General features: G+C 71.7%; 7 protein-coding genes. 5 read left to right on the forward strand and 2 right to left on the reverse strand.

The genetic code is table 11. The features are described from left to right. Window positions 1-17: 17 nt before the first annotated feature. Both ABNF97_RS24605 and ABNF97_RS24610 read left to right on the forward strand, forming a co-directional pair. Window positions 18-6,110, forward strand: a complete 6,093-nt coding sequence (locus ABNF97_RS24605; protein WP_349339954.1) for an RHS repeat domain-containing protein — start codon at window positions 18-20, stop codon at window positions 6,108-6,110. Continuing rightward, entirely contained in the window at window positions 6,104-6,667 is a 564-nt protein-coding gene (locus tag ABNF97_RS24610; RefSeq protein WP_349339955.1) for a hypothetical protein, read from the forward strand. Before ABNF97_RS24605 ends, ABNF97_RS24610 begins: the two co-directional genes overlap by 7 nt. A gap of 99 nt (window positions 6,668-6,766) precedes the next feature. Here ABNF97_RS24610 and ABNF97_RS24615 read toward each other — a convergent pair whose 3' ends face one another. Beyond that, a complete protein-coding gene (locus ABNF97_RS24615; RefSeq protein ID WP_349339956.1) occupies window positions 6,767-7,612 on the reverse strand; it encodes a GNAT family N-acetyltransferase in 846 nt (281 codons plus the stop codon). Window positions 7,613-7,878: 266 nt separating this feature from the next. Between ABNF97_RS24615 and gltB the strand changes: the two genes are divergently transcribed. Together gltB and ABNF97_RS24625 are read left to right on the forward strand one after the other, a co-directional pair. Then, on the forward strand, window positions 7,879-12,630 hold the full coding sequence (gene gltB, locus ABNF97_RS24620) for a glutamate synthase large subunit (protein ID WP_130465607.1): 4,752 nt from the start codon (window positions 7,879-7,881) through the stop codon (window positions 12,628-12,630). Further along, a complete protein-coding gene (locus ABNF97_RS24625) occupies window positions 12,623-14,107 on the forward strand; it encodes a glutamate synthase small subunit (protein WP_130460634.1) in 1,485 nt (494 codons plus the stop codon). Before gltB ends, ABNF97_RS24625 begins: the two co-directional genes overlap by 8 nt. A gap of 16 nt (window positions 14,108-14,123) precedes the next feature. On the opposite strand, the gene ABNF97_RS24630 is transcribed toward ABNF97_RS24625, so the two are convergent. Continuing rightward, window positions 14,124-14,609: a MarR family transcriptional regulator gene (locus tag ABNF97_RS24630; RefSeq protein ID WP_130460633.1), complete on the reverse strand. Its 486-nt coding sequence runs from the start codon at window positions 14,607-14,609 to the stop codon at window positions 14,124-14,126. 74 nt (window positions 14,610-14,683) lie between these two features. On the opposite strand from ABNF97_RS24630, the gene ABNF97_RS24635 reads away from it, so the two are divergent. After that, a partial coding sequence (locus ABNF97_RS24635; RefSeq protein WP_349339957.1) for a hypothetical protein occupies window positions 14,684-15,045 on the forward strand: 362 nt, incomplete at its 3' end.

The raw sequence follows: 15,045 nt of genomic DNA on the forward strand, positions 1-15,045 counted from the left end.
TCGCGGCGGTACTCGCGGTGACGCTGCTGGGGCAGCCGCCGGCCGGCGCCGTCGACCAGGGCTGGAAGCCGCCGGTGCCCCGGGACGTCCCCGGGGTCGAGGTGACCGAGCACCGACCGGCGGCGCCGCGGCCGGCCTGGTCGGCCGAGTCCCGGGCGGTACGCGGTGCCCGGCCGGTGACCTGGCCGCAGCCGGGCACCGCGACGGCCTTCCCGGCGTCCGCCGACCGGCGGCGGGCCGGATCCCTGCCGGTGACCGTCACCCGGGCGCCGGCCGACGTCGACCGGGCTCCGAGGGCGGCCACCGCCGGGGCCGGCGCGGTGGCGGTGACCGTCTTCGACCGGGCGGTGACCAACCGGGCCAACGTCTCCGGCCTGCTGCTGAGCCTGGCCCCGGCCGACGCCGCCGGCACCGGCCCGCTGTCGGTGGGCGTCGACTACGCCGGCTTCGCCGACGCGTACGGCGGGGACTGGGGGTCCCGGCTGCGGCTGGTCCGCCGCCCGGCGTGTGTCACCACAACCCCCGAGCTGCCCCGCTGCCAGGGCGGCACCGTCTTGCCGACGACGAACCAGGCCACCGCCCGTCGTCTCTCCGCCGAGCTGCGCCTGGCGGCGGACGGGCCGACGGTGCTGGCCGTCGAGCCCGGACCCTCCGGCGACAACGGCGACTACACCGCCTCCGATCTCTCCGCCGCCGGCACCTGGGAGGTTTCCACCCAGACCGGTGCCTTCACCTGGTCGTACGAGCTGGGGATGCCGCCCGCCCCGGAGGGTCCGGAGCCGAGCGTGTCGTTGGAGTACTCCTCCAGCTCCCTCGACGGCCGGACCGGCAACTCCAACAACCAGGGTGGCTGGGTCGGCGACGGCTGGGACTCCTGGCCCGGCTTCATCGAGCGCCGCTACGCCTCCTGCGCCGACGACAATCCGGGGCACAAGACCGGGGACCAGTGCTGGTTCTCGGACAACGCGACGCTGTCGATGAATGGCCGATCGGGTGAGCTGATCCGCAGCGGCAACGTGTGGCGGCTCAAGGACGACGACGGCACGAGGATCGAGCGGCTCTCCGAGGCGGCCCGGGCCAACGGCGACAACGACAACGAGTTCTGGAAGGTCACCACCACCGACGGGATGCAGTACTTCTTCGGCTACCACCGCCTGCCGAACTGGACCGCCGACAAGCCGGTGACGAACTCGACCTGGACGGCGCCGGTCTACGGCAACAACGCCAACGAGCCCTGCAACAAGTCCACCTTCGCCGCCTCCCGCTGCGACCAGGCGTGGCGGTGGAACCTGGACTACGTCGTCGATCCGAACCAGAACACGCTGGCCTACTACTACGGCAAGGAGACCGGGGCGTACGGCCGGGACAACACGCCCAGCCAGCGGACGACGTACGACCGTGGCGGCTGGCTGGACCGGATCGAGTACGGCACCCGCTACGGCACCGAGTACTCGGCCGCCGCCCCGCTGCGGGTTCTCTTCAGCACCGCCGAGCGCTGCCTGGCGGGCTGCTGGACCGGCACCCCGTGGCAGTCCGACCCGGTCCGGTCGGCCTGGCCCGACACCCCGTGGGACCAGTACTGCAAGGCGTCCCCGTGCAACGAGCAGACCGTGGCGACCTTCTGGTCGTCCCGGCGGCTGACGAAGGTGACCGCCCAGCTGCGCAACGGGACGTCGACCTATCGCGACGTCGAGTCGTGGACGCTGCGCCAGGAGTTCGTCAACGCCGGCACCGGCGAGAGCACCCCGATGTGGCTGCGCGGACTGCTGCGCAAGGGGCACGTCACCACCGCCGGTGGCGCGGAGGCGCAGGACCCGGAGATCACCTTCGATCCGGGGGCGGAGCCGCTGCCGAACCGGGTCGACGCCCTGGACGACCAGCGGACCGAGCTGAACCGCTGGCGGATCAAGGCCATCCGGACCGAGAGCGGCGGCGACATCCTGGTCAGCTACGCCGGTGGAGACTGCACCCGGAGCAAGGCGCCGAAGCCGGAGTCGAACACGACGCGCTGCATGCCGTCGTACTACGCCTGGCCGGGCAGCGGGGATCCCACCCTGGACTGGTTCCACAAGTACGTGGTGACCCGGGTCGACCTCGACGACATCGTCACCGACCAGCCCACCCAGTCGATCTTCTACGACTATCTGGACACCCCGGCCTGGGCCTACAACACCGACGAGCTGACCAAGGACAAGTACCGCACCTGGGGCGACTGGCGGGGCTACGGCCGGGTCCAGGTCCGCAAGGGCGACCCGACCAGCGGGGTGCGAACCGCGACCGAGTACCGCTACCTGCGCGGCATGCACGGTGACAAGCAGCCCTCCGGCACCCGTAACGTGCAGGTGCCGGACACCTGGGGCGGCTCGATCACCGACCACGAGGCGTTGCGGGGCTTCCTCCGCCAGGAGATCACCTTCGACGGCGCCGGCGGCGCCGAGGTCTCCAGCAAGCTCTTCGAGCCGTGGCGGGTCGGCCCGACGGCCACCCGGACCCGGCAGTCCCTGGTCACCAACGCCTGGAAGGTGGAGACGGCGACGACGCGGACCCGGACCGCGCTGGCCGACGGCCGGTTCCGGACCGCGAAGAGCACCAGCACCTTCAACAACGACGGTCTGGTGACCGCCGTCGACGACTTCGGCGACGAGAACGTCACCGGGGACGAGACCTGCGTGCGGAACCGGTATGCCCGCAACGAGACCAGCTGGATGATCGACCGGATCAGCCAGACCGAGACGCTCACCGGCACCTGCGCCGCGGCGGCCGACCCACCGGCACCGTCGACGGTGTTGAAGCGGAACCGGACCTTCTACGACGTCTACCGGGACGAGTCCTCGTTCGGCGCGGCGCCGACCAAGGGCAACGCCGTCCGGACGGAGGACCTGGAACGCTTCGCCGGCAGCACCCCGGTCTACGTCCGCACCGAGACCCGTAGCTACGACGAGAACAGCGGCCGGCTGACCAGTCAGACCGACGCCCGGGGCTACACCACCCGGTTCGAGATCGTCACCGCGCATGGTGGACTGGTGACCCGGCGCAAGGAGATCAATCCGCTGGGCCACACCGTCACCACCACTGTGGAACCCGCCTGGGACCTGCCGGTGCGGACGGTCGACGCCAACGACCGGATCACCGACCAGCGCTACGACGGGCTGGGCCGGCAGATCGGCGTGTGGCTGCCGGGCCGCGACTCGGCCACGCAGAGTCCGAGTGTGCGGATCGGCTACCAGATCCGCAACGCGGGTGGCCCGAGCGCGGTCACCACCGAGACGCTGCTGGTCACCGGCAGTTCGTACCGGACGAGTATCGAGCTGTTCGACGGCTTCCTCCGGGACCGGCAGACCCAGACCCGGGCCACCGGCGGCGGCCGGCTGCTCACCGACACCTTCCACAACGCCCGGGGCGAGGTCGACTGGGTCTCGCAGCCCTACTACGACACCGGCAACGGGGCACCGTCGACGACGTTGGGCCGGCCGGCCGGACAGATTCCGGCGGTGACCCAGACGCTCTACGATGGCGCCGGCCGGCAGATCGTCGAGATCCTCAAGGCCGCCGGGGCGGAGAAGTGGCGCACCACCACCGACTACGCCGGTGACCGGGTGCACACCGTGCCGCCGGACGGCGGTACCGCGACCACCGAGCTCAAGGACGTGCAGGACCGGACCACCGAGCTTCGGCAGTACCGGTCCCGCGCCGACGTCGGCTCCACCGACCCGGCCCGGTTCGAGGCGACGAAGTACACGTACACCCCGCTCGGGCAGCAGGAGACGGTCCGGGACCCGGCCGGAAACCTCTGGTCCTACCGGTACGACCTGCGTGGCCGCGAGATCGTTTCGGTGGACCCGGACCGGGGCGAGAGCATCGCGACGTTCGACGCCAGCGGCAACCAGGCGTCGAGCACGGTGCGGCTCGGCAGCGGTACCGCCACCATCGCCTACACCTACGACGAGCTGAACCGGCGGACCAGCGCCCGGGACGACAGCGCGACGGGCGCGTTGCGGGCCGCCTGGGTCTACGACACCCTCCCGTACGGGAAGGGGGCACTCACCTCGGCGACCAGGTATGTCGACGGGGCGGCCTGGATCACCCGTACCGACGAGTTCGACAACCTCGGCCGGCCGCTGGCGACGTCGGTGGTGGTGCCGGCCAGCCAGCCGCAGCTCTGCGCGTCGGCGGCACCGGACCCCTGCGTCTACACCACCAGGACCAGCTACCGGGCCAACGGGAAGGTGCACCAGACCACCCTGCCGCAGGCGGCGGACCTGCCGTCCGAGCGGCTCACCAGCGGCTACACCGACGTCGACGGTGAGGGGACCCTGCTGTCGCCGCAACAGATCTACGTCAACAAGGTCACCCACGACAAGCTCGGGCAGACCATCTCGCGCGAGTTCGGCGCCTACGAGTCGCGGCTGACCGTCACGGCGCAGATCGAGGAGGCGACCGGCCGGCTCACGGAGGCCAGCGCGATCCCGGTGGGCGGCGACCCGATCGCGAAGTGGTCCTACAGCTACCAGGACAGCGGCAACCTGAAGCGGATCGTCGAGGGCGTCGACGCGGCGAGCCAGGACGTCCAGTGCTTCGGCTACGACCACCTGCGCCGGCTCGACTCGGCCTGGACGCCGCGCAGCGGTGACTGTGGTCCGGCGCCGACCGTGGCCGGATTGGGCGGCCTGGCGCCGTACTGGCGGTCGTGGAGCTTCGACGCCAGCGGTAACCGGCGGACCGAGACCCGGCACGGCAGCACGAACACCACGTTCACGTACACCCATCCGGCGCCCGGCGCGGCCCGGCCGCACGCGGTGACCCGGGTGACCGCGACCGGCGGGTCGACGGAGGTGCGCGACTACACCTACGACACCGGCGGCAACACATCCACCCGGCCCGGAGTGGCCGGTGGCACCGCCGAGCTGACCTGGGACCGGGAGGGTCGCCTGCAACGGGTGGTCGACGGCGGGGCCACGACCAGCTACCGCTACGACTCCGAGGGCAACCGGCTGACCCGCTCCGACTCCTCCGGCGACACCCTCTATCTGCCGGGTGGCCTGGAGGTGCGGGTCGACCGCTCGACCGGGGTGCGGACCGCGACCCGCTACTACACCCACGACGGGGAGACCATCGCGGTGCGCTCCGGTGGCAAACTCTCCTGGATCGTCTCGGACCACCACGGCACCGCCGAGCTCACCGTGGACGCGACCACCCTGGCGGTGGCCCGGCGGCGCACCCTGCCCTACGGCGAGTTGCGGGGCGGTGCCAGCGGGGTCTGGGCACCCGGGTTGGACAAGGGATTCGTCGGGGGCACGGTCGACCCGACCGGGACCACCCATCTCGGCGCCCGCGAGTACGATCCGTTCCTCGGCCGGTTCATCTCCAGCGATCCGTTGCTGGAGACCGGGAATCCGGTGCAGATGCAGGGCTACGCGTACGCGAACCACAGCCCGACGACCGAGTCCGACCCGACCGGCCAGATCGTGCTCGGTGACAACGAGGGAAAGCTGAAGGCCTACAAGCCGGTGGGCAGCAAGAAGTACAAGATCGTCGACAGCCGGCCGAAGCCGAAGCCGAAGAAGAAGGACAGCTGCAAGTCCCTCTGCAAGGCCAACAACAAGATCAAGCCCTACAAGGCAGCCTGGAACAAGTTCTTCACCGCCCCGGTCTCGGCCGCCTGGAAACGGTACGTCTCCGACCCCGTTGCCGCCGCCAGGCAGGGCATCACGAACTGGTTGAAGCAGAAGTGGGCGAAGTCGGCCCAGCGGCAGTCGGCCATAATCGGGAACTTCATGTCGTACGCGGCGCGGATGACCGGAGGCCAGTGTGAGGTCCGTTTCGGCCTCCACGTGTGCCAGCAAGGATGGTTGCCGATGAAGGCCCGGGGCGGCACGACATACGGCACCACGTTCATCACCGACAAGCATCCGAAGTCGGTGGGCCCGTCCCTCGCCCAGCACGAGAAGGTGCACCGGGACAAGCAGTGGGGAACCTACGGTGCGGCGTTCGGCCCGATCTATCTGTTCCACGAGTGGAATGACCGATACAAGTGGGGACAACCCTGCAACAGGTGGGAGGCCCAGGCCGAGGCTCTGTCCAAGGGTGGGGGTGGATATCCAGGATGCTGACCCGTCGGCTGCGTCGGGCCGCCGTGCTCGTCGCCGCGTTGCTGATGCTCGCCGGGTGCCTGCTGCCCAGCCACGACTACTACGGATTCGGCGTGGCCCGGATCGGCGACACCTTCCACATCTTCGCGCCGATCTGTGCCGACGAGCGGATCGTCGAAGTGGACGCGATCGACAACGTGGCCGCCGGCAAGGAGTCCTTCTACGACCCGGCCGAGACCCGCTACAGCTACTGGCGGGTGGTGGATCCGGCGGACGAGTCGGCCGCCCAGGGCTGGATCGTCCTGGGCGACGACTCGGCGTACCGCCGGGTGCTGGTCGCCGCCGGCTCCGGCGTGCCGCTGCCGGAGGTCGTCGCCGTCGAGTTGCGGGTCGTGGCCGATGGCAAACCGCACAAGGTGGGCGACACCTTCCGCCCGGCCGAGGTGCCGAGCTATCCGGCCGGCACGGACCCGAAGACCGTCGAGTACGGCTGGCAGCTCAGCACGTCGGAGCCGAAGAAACTGACCGCGGAGCAGATCCGGGAGCGGTCGAAGTGCGCCCGGGACTATCCGGCCTGACCGGACTGCCGGTTCCCGTCCTCCGGGGCGGGAACCGGCACCGGCAAGGGTTGCGGTCCTCCGGGGCGGGAACCGGCACCGGCAACGGTTCCGCCAGCTTCAGGGGGTGGCGGGCGCGGGCTCGGCGATGCAGGCGGTGCCGATCCGGCGGAAGCCGACGCGCAGGTAGACCCGGGCGATCTGCTCGCTGCCGGCGGAGAGGAAGACCAGGTTCGTACCGTCGTCGAGCAGCCGGCGGGCGAGCGCGGCGGTGACCGCGGCACCCAGGCCCCGACGGCGGGCCGTGGGCAGGGTGGCGATGCCGGCGATCTCGGCGACGTCCGCCACCCGCAGCGCCATGCCGCTGGCGACCGCCCCCTGGCCGGCCAGTTCCACCAGGGCGGAGATCCGGCGCCCGGCCGCGGTCCGGGTGCGCTCCTCGTCCAGCGAATCCACCGGCAGCTCCACCAGGGCGGTGTCCCGGGCGGCCGGGCCGGCCGGGCCGACCTCGGTGCCGGGCGAGGCGAAGCCGACCGCCGCGACCGCCCGTCGGGCCGCCACGTCGGCGGCGAACGTCGGCGCCGCCGGGTCGAGGATCCGCACCGGCGTGGCCGCGAACTCCTCGGGCGGGGGCAGCGCGGCCGGGTCGAGCACCATCAGCGGCGCCTCCAGCACCGCCAACCCCGCCGACCGGGCCACCGCGAGCAGCTCCGGATGAGTCTCGTGTACCCACTCGAACGCCTCGGGCAGACCGAGGTCGCGCTGGCGCTGGCGGACCGCCGTGATGTCGGCGGCCGACGGCGACTCCGTGGCGTCCAACCGGGGTCGGGCGTAGAATGGCCATCCCGCGCCGTCGCGGACGAAGAGCACCAGCCCGCCGAAATCCTCTGTGTGCGCCCCGTCACGCGGCACCGCATCGTAAAAACGTTCCAACCGGTCAAACGGCTCGTCTCGTACAGATGCCACCGGGGGAGCGTACACGTACGGGCTCCGAGCCATGTGATCTATTGCGCTGCCTGTGATCGGTACCGACCTCGCGGAGTCCGCCAGCCCTTACCGTAAACTCAAGAAACCCAACAGGGCCGACGTCGTCCCGACCTAATGATTGAACGTGAGTGACGACAGGAGCCCCGGTGGCCTCTCCGTACCCGCAGGAACCACGCCTCTCCTCGTCGGCGGTTGCCGACTCCGCGTCGACCGGCCCTCGCCGGGCGCCCGAGCACAGCGGCCCGCTGGCCCGGGCGCCGGAGCCGCAGGGACTCTACGACCCGGCGGCGGAGCGGGACGCCTGCGGGGTGGCCTTCGTCGCCGACCTGCACGGCCGCCGCTCCCACGACGTCGTCGCCAAGGGCCTCGCCGCGCTCTGCCGGTTGGACCACCGGGGTGCCCGGGGCGCCGAGCAGAACACCGGTGACGGGGCCGGCATCATGCTCCAGGTGCCGGACGGGTTCCTCCGGGCGGTCGTCGACTTCCCACTCCCGCCGGCCGGGCAGTACGCCACCGGCCTGGCCTTCCTGCCCACCGACCCGGCCGAGGAGAGCCGAGCCAGGACGGTGCTGGAGAAGTACGCCCTGGTCGAGGGGGCCGAGATCCTCGGCTGGCGGGACGTACCGGTCCGCCCTGACGACCTCGGCGAGACCGCGCTGGCAGCCCGGCCGGTGATCCGGCAGGTGTTCCTGGCCGCACACCGGCTGACCGACTCGCCGGCCGGCCGGGCCGGCGCCCCGCTGACCGGCCTCGACCTGGACCGGGTCGCGTTCTGCGTCCGCAAGCAGGCCGAGCGGGAGACCGCCGAGCGGGGCGTGCCCGCCTACTTCCCCTCGCTGTCGTCCCGGACCATGGTCTACAAGGGCATGCTCACCCCGGACCAGCTCCCGGAGTTCTTCCCGGACCTGACCGACCCCCGGATGGCCAGCGCGATCGCCCTGGTGCACTCGCGGTTCTCCACCAACACCTTCCCGTCCTGGCCGCTGGCCCACCCCTACCGGTTCATCGCGCACAACGGCGAGATCAACACCATCCGGGGCAACAAGAACTGGATGCAGGCCCGGGAGGCGCTGCTGCGCAGCCCGGGTATCCCGGGCAACATCCGGCGGCTCTTCCCGGTCTGCACCCCGGCCGCCTCCGACTCGGCCAACTTCGACGAGGTACTCGAACTGCTGCACCTGGCCGGGCGGAGCCTGCCGCACGCGGTGCTGATGATGATCCCGGAGGCCTGGGAGAACGATCCGGAGATGGCCCCGGCCAAGCGGGCCTTCTACCGGTTCCACGCCAGCCTGATGGAGCCGTGGGACGGCCCCGCCTCGGTCGCCTTCACCGACGGTTCGCTGGTCGGCGCGGTGCTGGACCGCAACGGACTGCGTCCGGGCCGGTGGTGGCTCACCTCCGGCGGCTTGGTGGTGCTGGGCAGCGAGGCGGGGGTGCTCGATCTCGACCCGTCGACCGTGGTCGCCAAGGGGCGGCTCCAGCCCGGCCGGATGTTCCTGGTGGACACGACCGCCGGCCGGATCGTGCTGGACGACGAGATCAAGTCCGAGCTGGCGGCCGAGCACCCGTACGACGAGTGGCTGCACGCCGGCCTGATCGACCTGGCCGACCTGCCGCCGCGCAAGCACATCGTCTACACCCACCATTCGGTGCGCCGCCGGCAGCAGACCTTCGGCTACACCGAGGAGGAGCTGAAGATCCTGCTCGGCCCGATGGCCCGGGCCGGTGCCGAGCCGGTGGGCTCGATGGGGACCGACACCCCGATCTCGCCGCTGTCGACCCGACCCCGGCTGCTCTACGACTACTTCCACCAGCTCTTCGCGCAGGTCACGAACCCGCCGCTGGACGCCATCCGGGAGGAGTTGGTGACCAGCCTCCAGGCGACCATCGGGCCGGAGGGGAACCTGCTGGACCCGACCCCGGCGAGCTGCCGGCAGGTCGTGCTTCCGTACCCGGTGATCGACAACGACGAGCTGGCCAAGATCCTCTCCATCGACGAGGACGGCGACCTGCCCGGCTTCAAGGCGGTCCGGGTCTCCGGGCTCTACCGGATCCGGGACGGCGCGGCCGGGTTGAAGGCCCGGCTGACCGAGATCTGCCGGCACGTCTCGGAGGCGATCGAGGACGGCGTACGCATCCTGGTCCTCTCCGACCGGGACTCCACCGCCGACCTGGCGCCGATCCCGTCGCTGCTGCTCACCGCGGCCGTGCACCAGCACCTGGTGCGGGAGCAGACCCGCACCCAGGTGGCGCTGATCGTGGAGTCCGGCGACTGCCGGGAGGTGCACCACACCGCCCTGCTGATCGGGTACGGCGCGGCGGCGGTCAACCCCTACCTCGCCTTCGAGTCGGTCGAGGACCTGATCAACACGGGCGCGCTGCCGGGGATCGAGCCGACCACAGCGGTCCGCAACTACGTCAAGGCGCTCGGCAAGGGCGTACTCAAGATCATGTCGAAGATGGGCATCTCGACGGTCTCCTCCTACTGCGGCGCCCAGGTCTTCGAGGCGGTCGGCCTGGACAACCGGCTGCTCCAGCGGTATTTCGCCGGCACGCCGGGCAGGATCGGTGGCGTCGGGCTGGCCGAGATCCACGCCGAGGTCGCCGCCCGACACGCCCGGGCGTACGCCGAGAACGTCGGCCAGCGCAACCACCGGCCGCTGGAGGTCGGTGGCGAGTACCAGTGGCGCCGCGAGGGTGAACTGCACCTGTTCAACCCGGAGACGGTCTTCCTGCTCCAGCACGCCACCCGCAGCCGGCAGTACGACGTCTTCCGGGAGTACACCGCGAAGGTCGACGGGCTGGCCGAACGGGCCGGCTCGCTGCGCGGGCTGTTCCGGCTCCGCACCGGGGTCCGCCCGCCGGTCCCGATCGACGAGGTGGAGCCGGCCAGCGAGATCGTCAAGCGGTTCGCCACCGGCGCCATGTCCTACGGGTCGATCTCGGCCGAGGCGCACGAGACCCTCGCGGTCGCGATGAACTCCCTCGGCGGCAAGTCCAACACCGGCGAGGGCGGCGAGGACGTCGAACGGCTCTACGACCCGACCCGGCGCTCGGCGGTGAAGCAGGTCGCCAGCGGCCGCTTCGGGGTGACCAGCGAATACCTGGTGAACGCCGACGACATCCAGATCAAGATGGCCCAGGGCGCCAAGCCCGGCGAGGGCGGCCAGCTCCCCGGCAACAAGGTCTGGCCCTGGATCGCCCGCACCCGGCACGCCACCCCGGGCGTCGGGCTGATCTCCCCGCCGCCGCACCACGACATCTACTCCATCGAGGACCTGGCCCAGCTCGTACACGACCTGAAGAGCGTGAACCCGGCGGCCCGGGTGCACGTGAAGCTGGTCAGCGAGGTCGGGGTCGGCACGGTCGCGGCCGGGGTCGCCAAGCTGAAGGCCGACGTCATCCTGATCTCCGGGCACGACGGCGGCACCGGCGCCTCCCCGCTCAACTCCCTCAAGCACGCCGGCACCCCGTGGGAGCTGGGCCTGGCCGAGGCGCAGCAGACGCTGCTGCTCAACAGGCTCCGCGACCGGGTCACCGTGCAGGTCGACGGCCAGCTCAAGACCGGCCGAGACATCATCGTCGCGGCGCTGCTCGGTGCCGAGGAGTTCGGCTTCGCCACCGCCCCGCTGATCGTCGCCGGCTGCGTGATGATGCGGGTCTGCCACCTCGACACCTGTCCGGTCGGCATCGCCACCCAGAACCCGGTACTGCGGGAGCGTTACACCGGCCGCCCCGAGTTCGTGGAGAACTTCTTCCTCTTCCTCGCCGAGGAGGTCCGGGGCTACCTCGCCGAGCTGGGCTTCCGGTCGCTGGACGAGGCGATCGGCGCCACCGAACTGCTCGACTTCGCCCCGGCCCTGGACCACTGGAAGGCGCGCGGGCTCGACCTGCGGCCGGTGCTGCACGTACCGGAGCTGCCGGCCGACGCGGCCCGGCGCGGCGTACGGGCCCAGGACCACGGGCTGGACCGGTCGCTCGACAACGAGCTGCTGGCCCTCGCCGAGCCGGCGTTGACCGGCGGCACCCGGGTCCGGGCGGCGGTGGCGGTGCGCAACGAGCACCGCAGCGTCGGCGCGATGCTCGGCGGCGAGGTCACCCGGCGGTTCGGCGGAGCCGGCCTGCCCGCCGACACCATCGAGTTCGACCTCACCGGCACCGCCGGCCAGTCGTTCGGCGCCTTCCTGCCCAGCGGCGTGACGCTGCGACTGGCCGGCGACGCCAACGACTACGTCGGCAAGGGACTCTCCGGCGGGCGGATCGTGGTCCGCCCCGATCCGACGGCACCCTTCGCCGGCGGACTGGACGCACCACCAGGCCCGAACGGCCGGGCCGAGGACCAGATCATCGCCGGCAACACCATCCTGTACGGCGCCACCGGCGGCGAGGTCTTCCTGCGCGGCCGGGTCGGCGAGCGGTTCGCGGTACGCAACTCCGGCGCGGTCGCCGTGGTGGAAGGGGTCGGGGACCACGGCTGCGAGTACATGACCGGCGGCACCGTGGTGGTGCTCGGCCAGACCGGGCGGAACTTCGCCGCCGGCATGTCCGGCGGTACGGCCTTCGTCTGGCAACTGGACCGGCGCCGGGTCAACCTGGAACTGGTCGACCTGGCCCCGCTCACCGACGACGATCGGGTCACCCTCTACGACCTTGTGCAGCGGCACTTCGCCGAGACCGACTCGTCGGTGGCGGAGGGACTGCTCAAGCGCTGGCCGGATGCGGTGCGGGAGTTCACCGCGGTGGTGCCCCGGGACTACCGGCGGGTCATGGAGATCATGCGGGTCGCCCGGGCCGAGGGCCGGGACGTGGACGAGGCGGTGATGAGCGGGCTCGCCGCGCCGGGCGTACCGGCACAGCCCGCCCCCGCCGGCAGCACACCGCCGCCGGCCGCACCGCCCGGGTCCCCGTCCGCGTCTCCGTCCGCCTCCCCGTCCGCGTCTCCGGCCCGACCGGTCGACGCCGGCCCGCGCCCGTCCCAGGAGGTGGCCCGTGCCTGACCCGAGTGGATTCCTCAAGCACGACCGGAAGCTGCCGGCCCGCCGGCCGGTGCCGGTGCGGATCTCCGACTGGCGCGAGGTGTATCCCTCCGCCGACGAGGGACTGATCCGTGACCAGGCCACCCGGTGCATGGACTGCGGCATCCCGTTCTGTCACGACGGCTGCCCGCTGGGCAACCGCATCCCGGACTGGAACGACCTGGTCCGGACCGGCAACTGGGCGACCGCGATCGAGTCGCTGCACGCCACCAACAACTTCCCGGAGTTCACCGGGCGGCTCTGCCCGGCGCCCTGCGAGGCGGCCTGCGTGCTCGGGATCAACGGTGGTGCGCCGGTCACCATCAAGCAGGTCGAGGTGGAGATCGTCAACCGGGCCTTCGACCTGGACCTGGTGGCCCCGCAGCGGGTGCCGGCCGCGTCCGGCAGGTCCGTCGCGGTGGTCGGCTCCGGCCCGGCCGGGCTCGCCGCCGCGCAGCAGCTCGTCCGGGCCGGGCACGCGGTGACGGTGTACGAGCGGGACGACGCGATCGGCGGCCTGCTCCGCTACGGCATCCCGGACTTCAAGCTGGAGAAGGAGCACATCGACCGGCGGCTGGCGCAGCTCACCGCCGAGGGGGTCCGGTTCCGGACCGGGGTGAACGTCGGGGTCGACGTCACCGCCGAACAGCTCCGGTCCGAGCACGACGCGGTACTGCTGGCCTGCGGCGCGCTCGCCGGCCGGGACACCCCGGCGACCCCGGGGCGCTCGTTGCGCGGCGTACACCAGGCGATGGAGCATCTGGTGGCGGCGAACCGGGTGGTGAGCGGCCGCGAGTCGTCGACGCCGATCGACGCCGCCGGCAGGCACGTGGTGATCATCGGTGGCGGCGACACCGCCGCCGACTGCCTGGGGGTGGCGCACCGGCAGGGCGCGGCCGGCATACACCAGCTCGACCTGTATCCGCGGCCGCCGCGAGAGCGGGACGAGGCCCGTGACCCGTGGCCGACCTGGCCGTGGATCCTGCGCGAGTACCCGGCGCACGAGGAGGGCGGCGAGCGGGTCTTCGCGGTCGCGGTCCAGGAGTTCGTCGACGACGGCACCGGCCGGGTACGCGCGGTCCGGATCGCCGAGGTGACCGTCGAGAAGCGGGACGGCCAGCGGCACCTGACCGTGCTGCCCGGCACCGAGCGGGAGTTGCCGGCCGACCTGGTGCTGCTGGCGATCGGCTTCGACGGCACCGAGGAGCAGCCGCTGCTCGACCAGCTCGGCGTGGTGCGCAACCGGCGCGGCGCGATCGACGCCGACCCGCAGTGGCAGGCAGGTACGCCGGGTGTCTTCGTCGCCGGTGACATGCACCGGGGCGCCTCGCTGATCGTCTGGGCGATCGCCGAGGGGCGGGCCGCCGCCGCCGCGATCCACCGCTACCTGGGCGGAGCCAGCCAGCTACCGGCTCCGGTGGCGCCAGCCACGCAACCGCTGGCGGTACCGGCCGGCTGACCCGGTCGGGGTCGACCTACGCCTGTGCCATGCCCTCGGGTAGCGATGCCGCCAACACCTGGCGCAGCGCGTTGTCGAGGGTGGCGCGGGTGCTCGGGCTGAGGTGGCCGAAGAGTCGCCGCCCCACCTCGTCGGCGATCCGCTGCGCCGCCTCGGCGCGCTGCCGGCCGTGCTCGGTCAGGTGGATGGCGTGGGCGCGGCGGTCACCCGGCACGGGCCTGCGCTCCGCCAGCCGCTGTCGTTCGAGTTCGTCCACGATCCGCCCCAGCGACGACTTGTCCAAATCGAGCAGGTCGCCCAGCCGACGCTGGGTGAGCGGTCCCACCCGATCGAGTACGGCCAGCACGGCGAAGTGTCGCTCCTCGAATCCCAGCGGACGCAGCGCCTCGTTGAAGAGCTTCTGGGAGTGCCGGTAGACCGTGCTGAGCTGCATGGCGGTGATGACGTCCGCTGGCAGGAAGGTGAGCCGGGAGGCGTCGGCGGGGGAGCGTGCGGAACTCATTCCTGGATCTTAGGGCTGTGGGGAGATACTCTCAGATGAGAAGGTAGCAAGTGAGAGTATCTAGGAGGAGAGCCTTGACCCGAGACGACGTGGCGACCGCCGACGGGGCGGCGCCCCCCGCATCCGCGACAGAGCTGATGACGACCCGGCTGCGCATCGCGGTCGTGTTGACCTGGGCACTGGTGGTGGAGCACCTCTACGCACTGGTCACCCCGCCGTACGAACTCGGCATCGAACACGCCTTCCACCTTAGCTTCGGCGTCGCGTACGCCTGGTTGGCGCTGCGCCTGCCGGCGGGACGTCGCTGGCAGCGCAACCTGCTGACGATCCTGCTCGGTGTGCAGTTCGTCGGCAGGTTCTTCGTCTTCGCCGCCATCCCCGACCCCACAACAAGGATCATCATCACCCTCGGCGCCCTAACCACCCTCCTCCTCCT

Origin of the sequence: Plantactinospora sp. B6F1 (genome assembly GCF_040120695.1) — a bacterium.
Classification (GTDB): Bacteria; Actinomycetota; Actinomycetes; order Mycobacteriales; family Micromonosporaceae; genus Plantactinospora.

Excerpts from the sequence above, each read along its gene's own strand:
- ABNF97_RS24610 (WP_349339955.1), top strand. The coding sequence starts at position 6,104 with ATGCTGACCCGTCGGCTGCGTCGGGCCGCCGTGCTCGTCGCCGCGTTG.
- ABNF97_RS24630 (WP_130460633.1), bottom strand. The coding sequence starts at position 14,609 with ATGAGTTCCGCACGCTCCCCCGCCGACGCCTCCCGGCTCACCTTCCTG.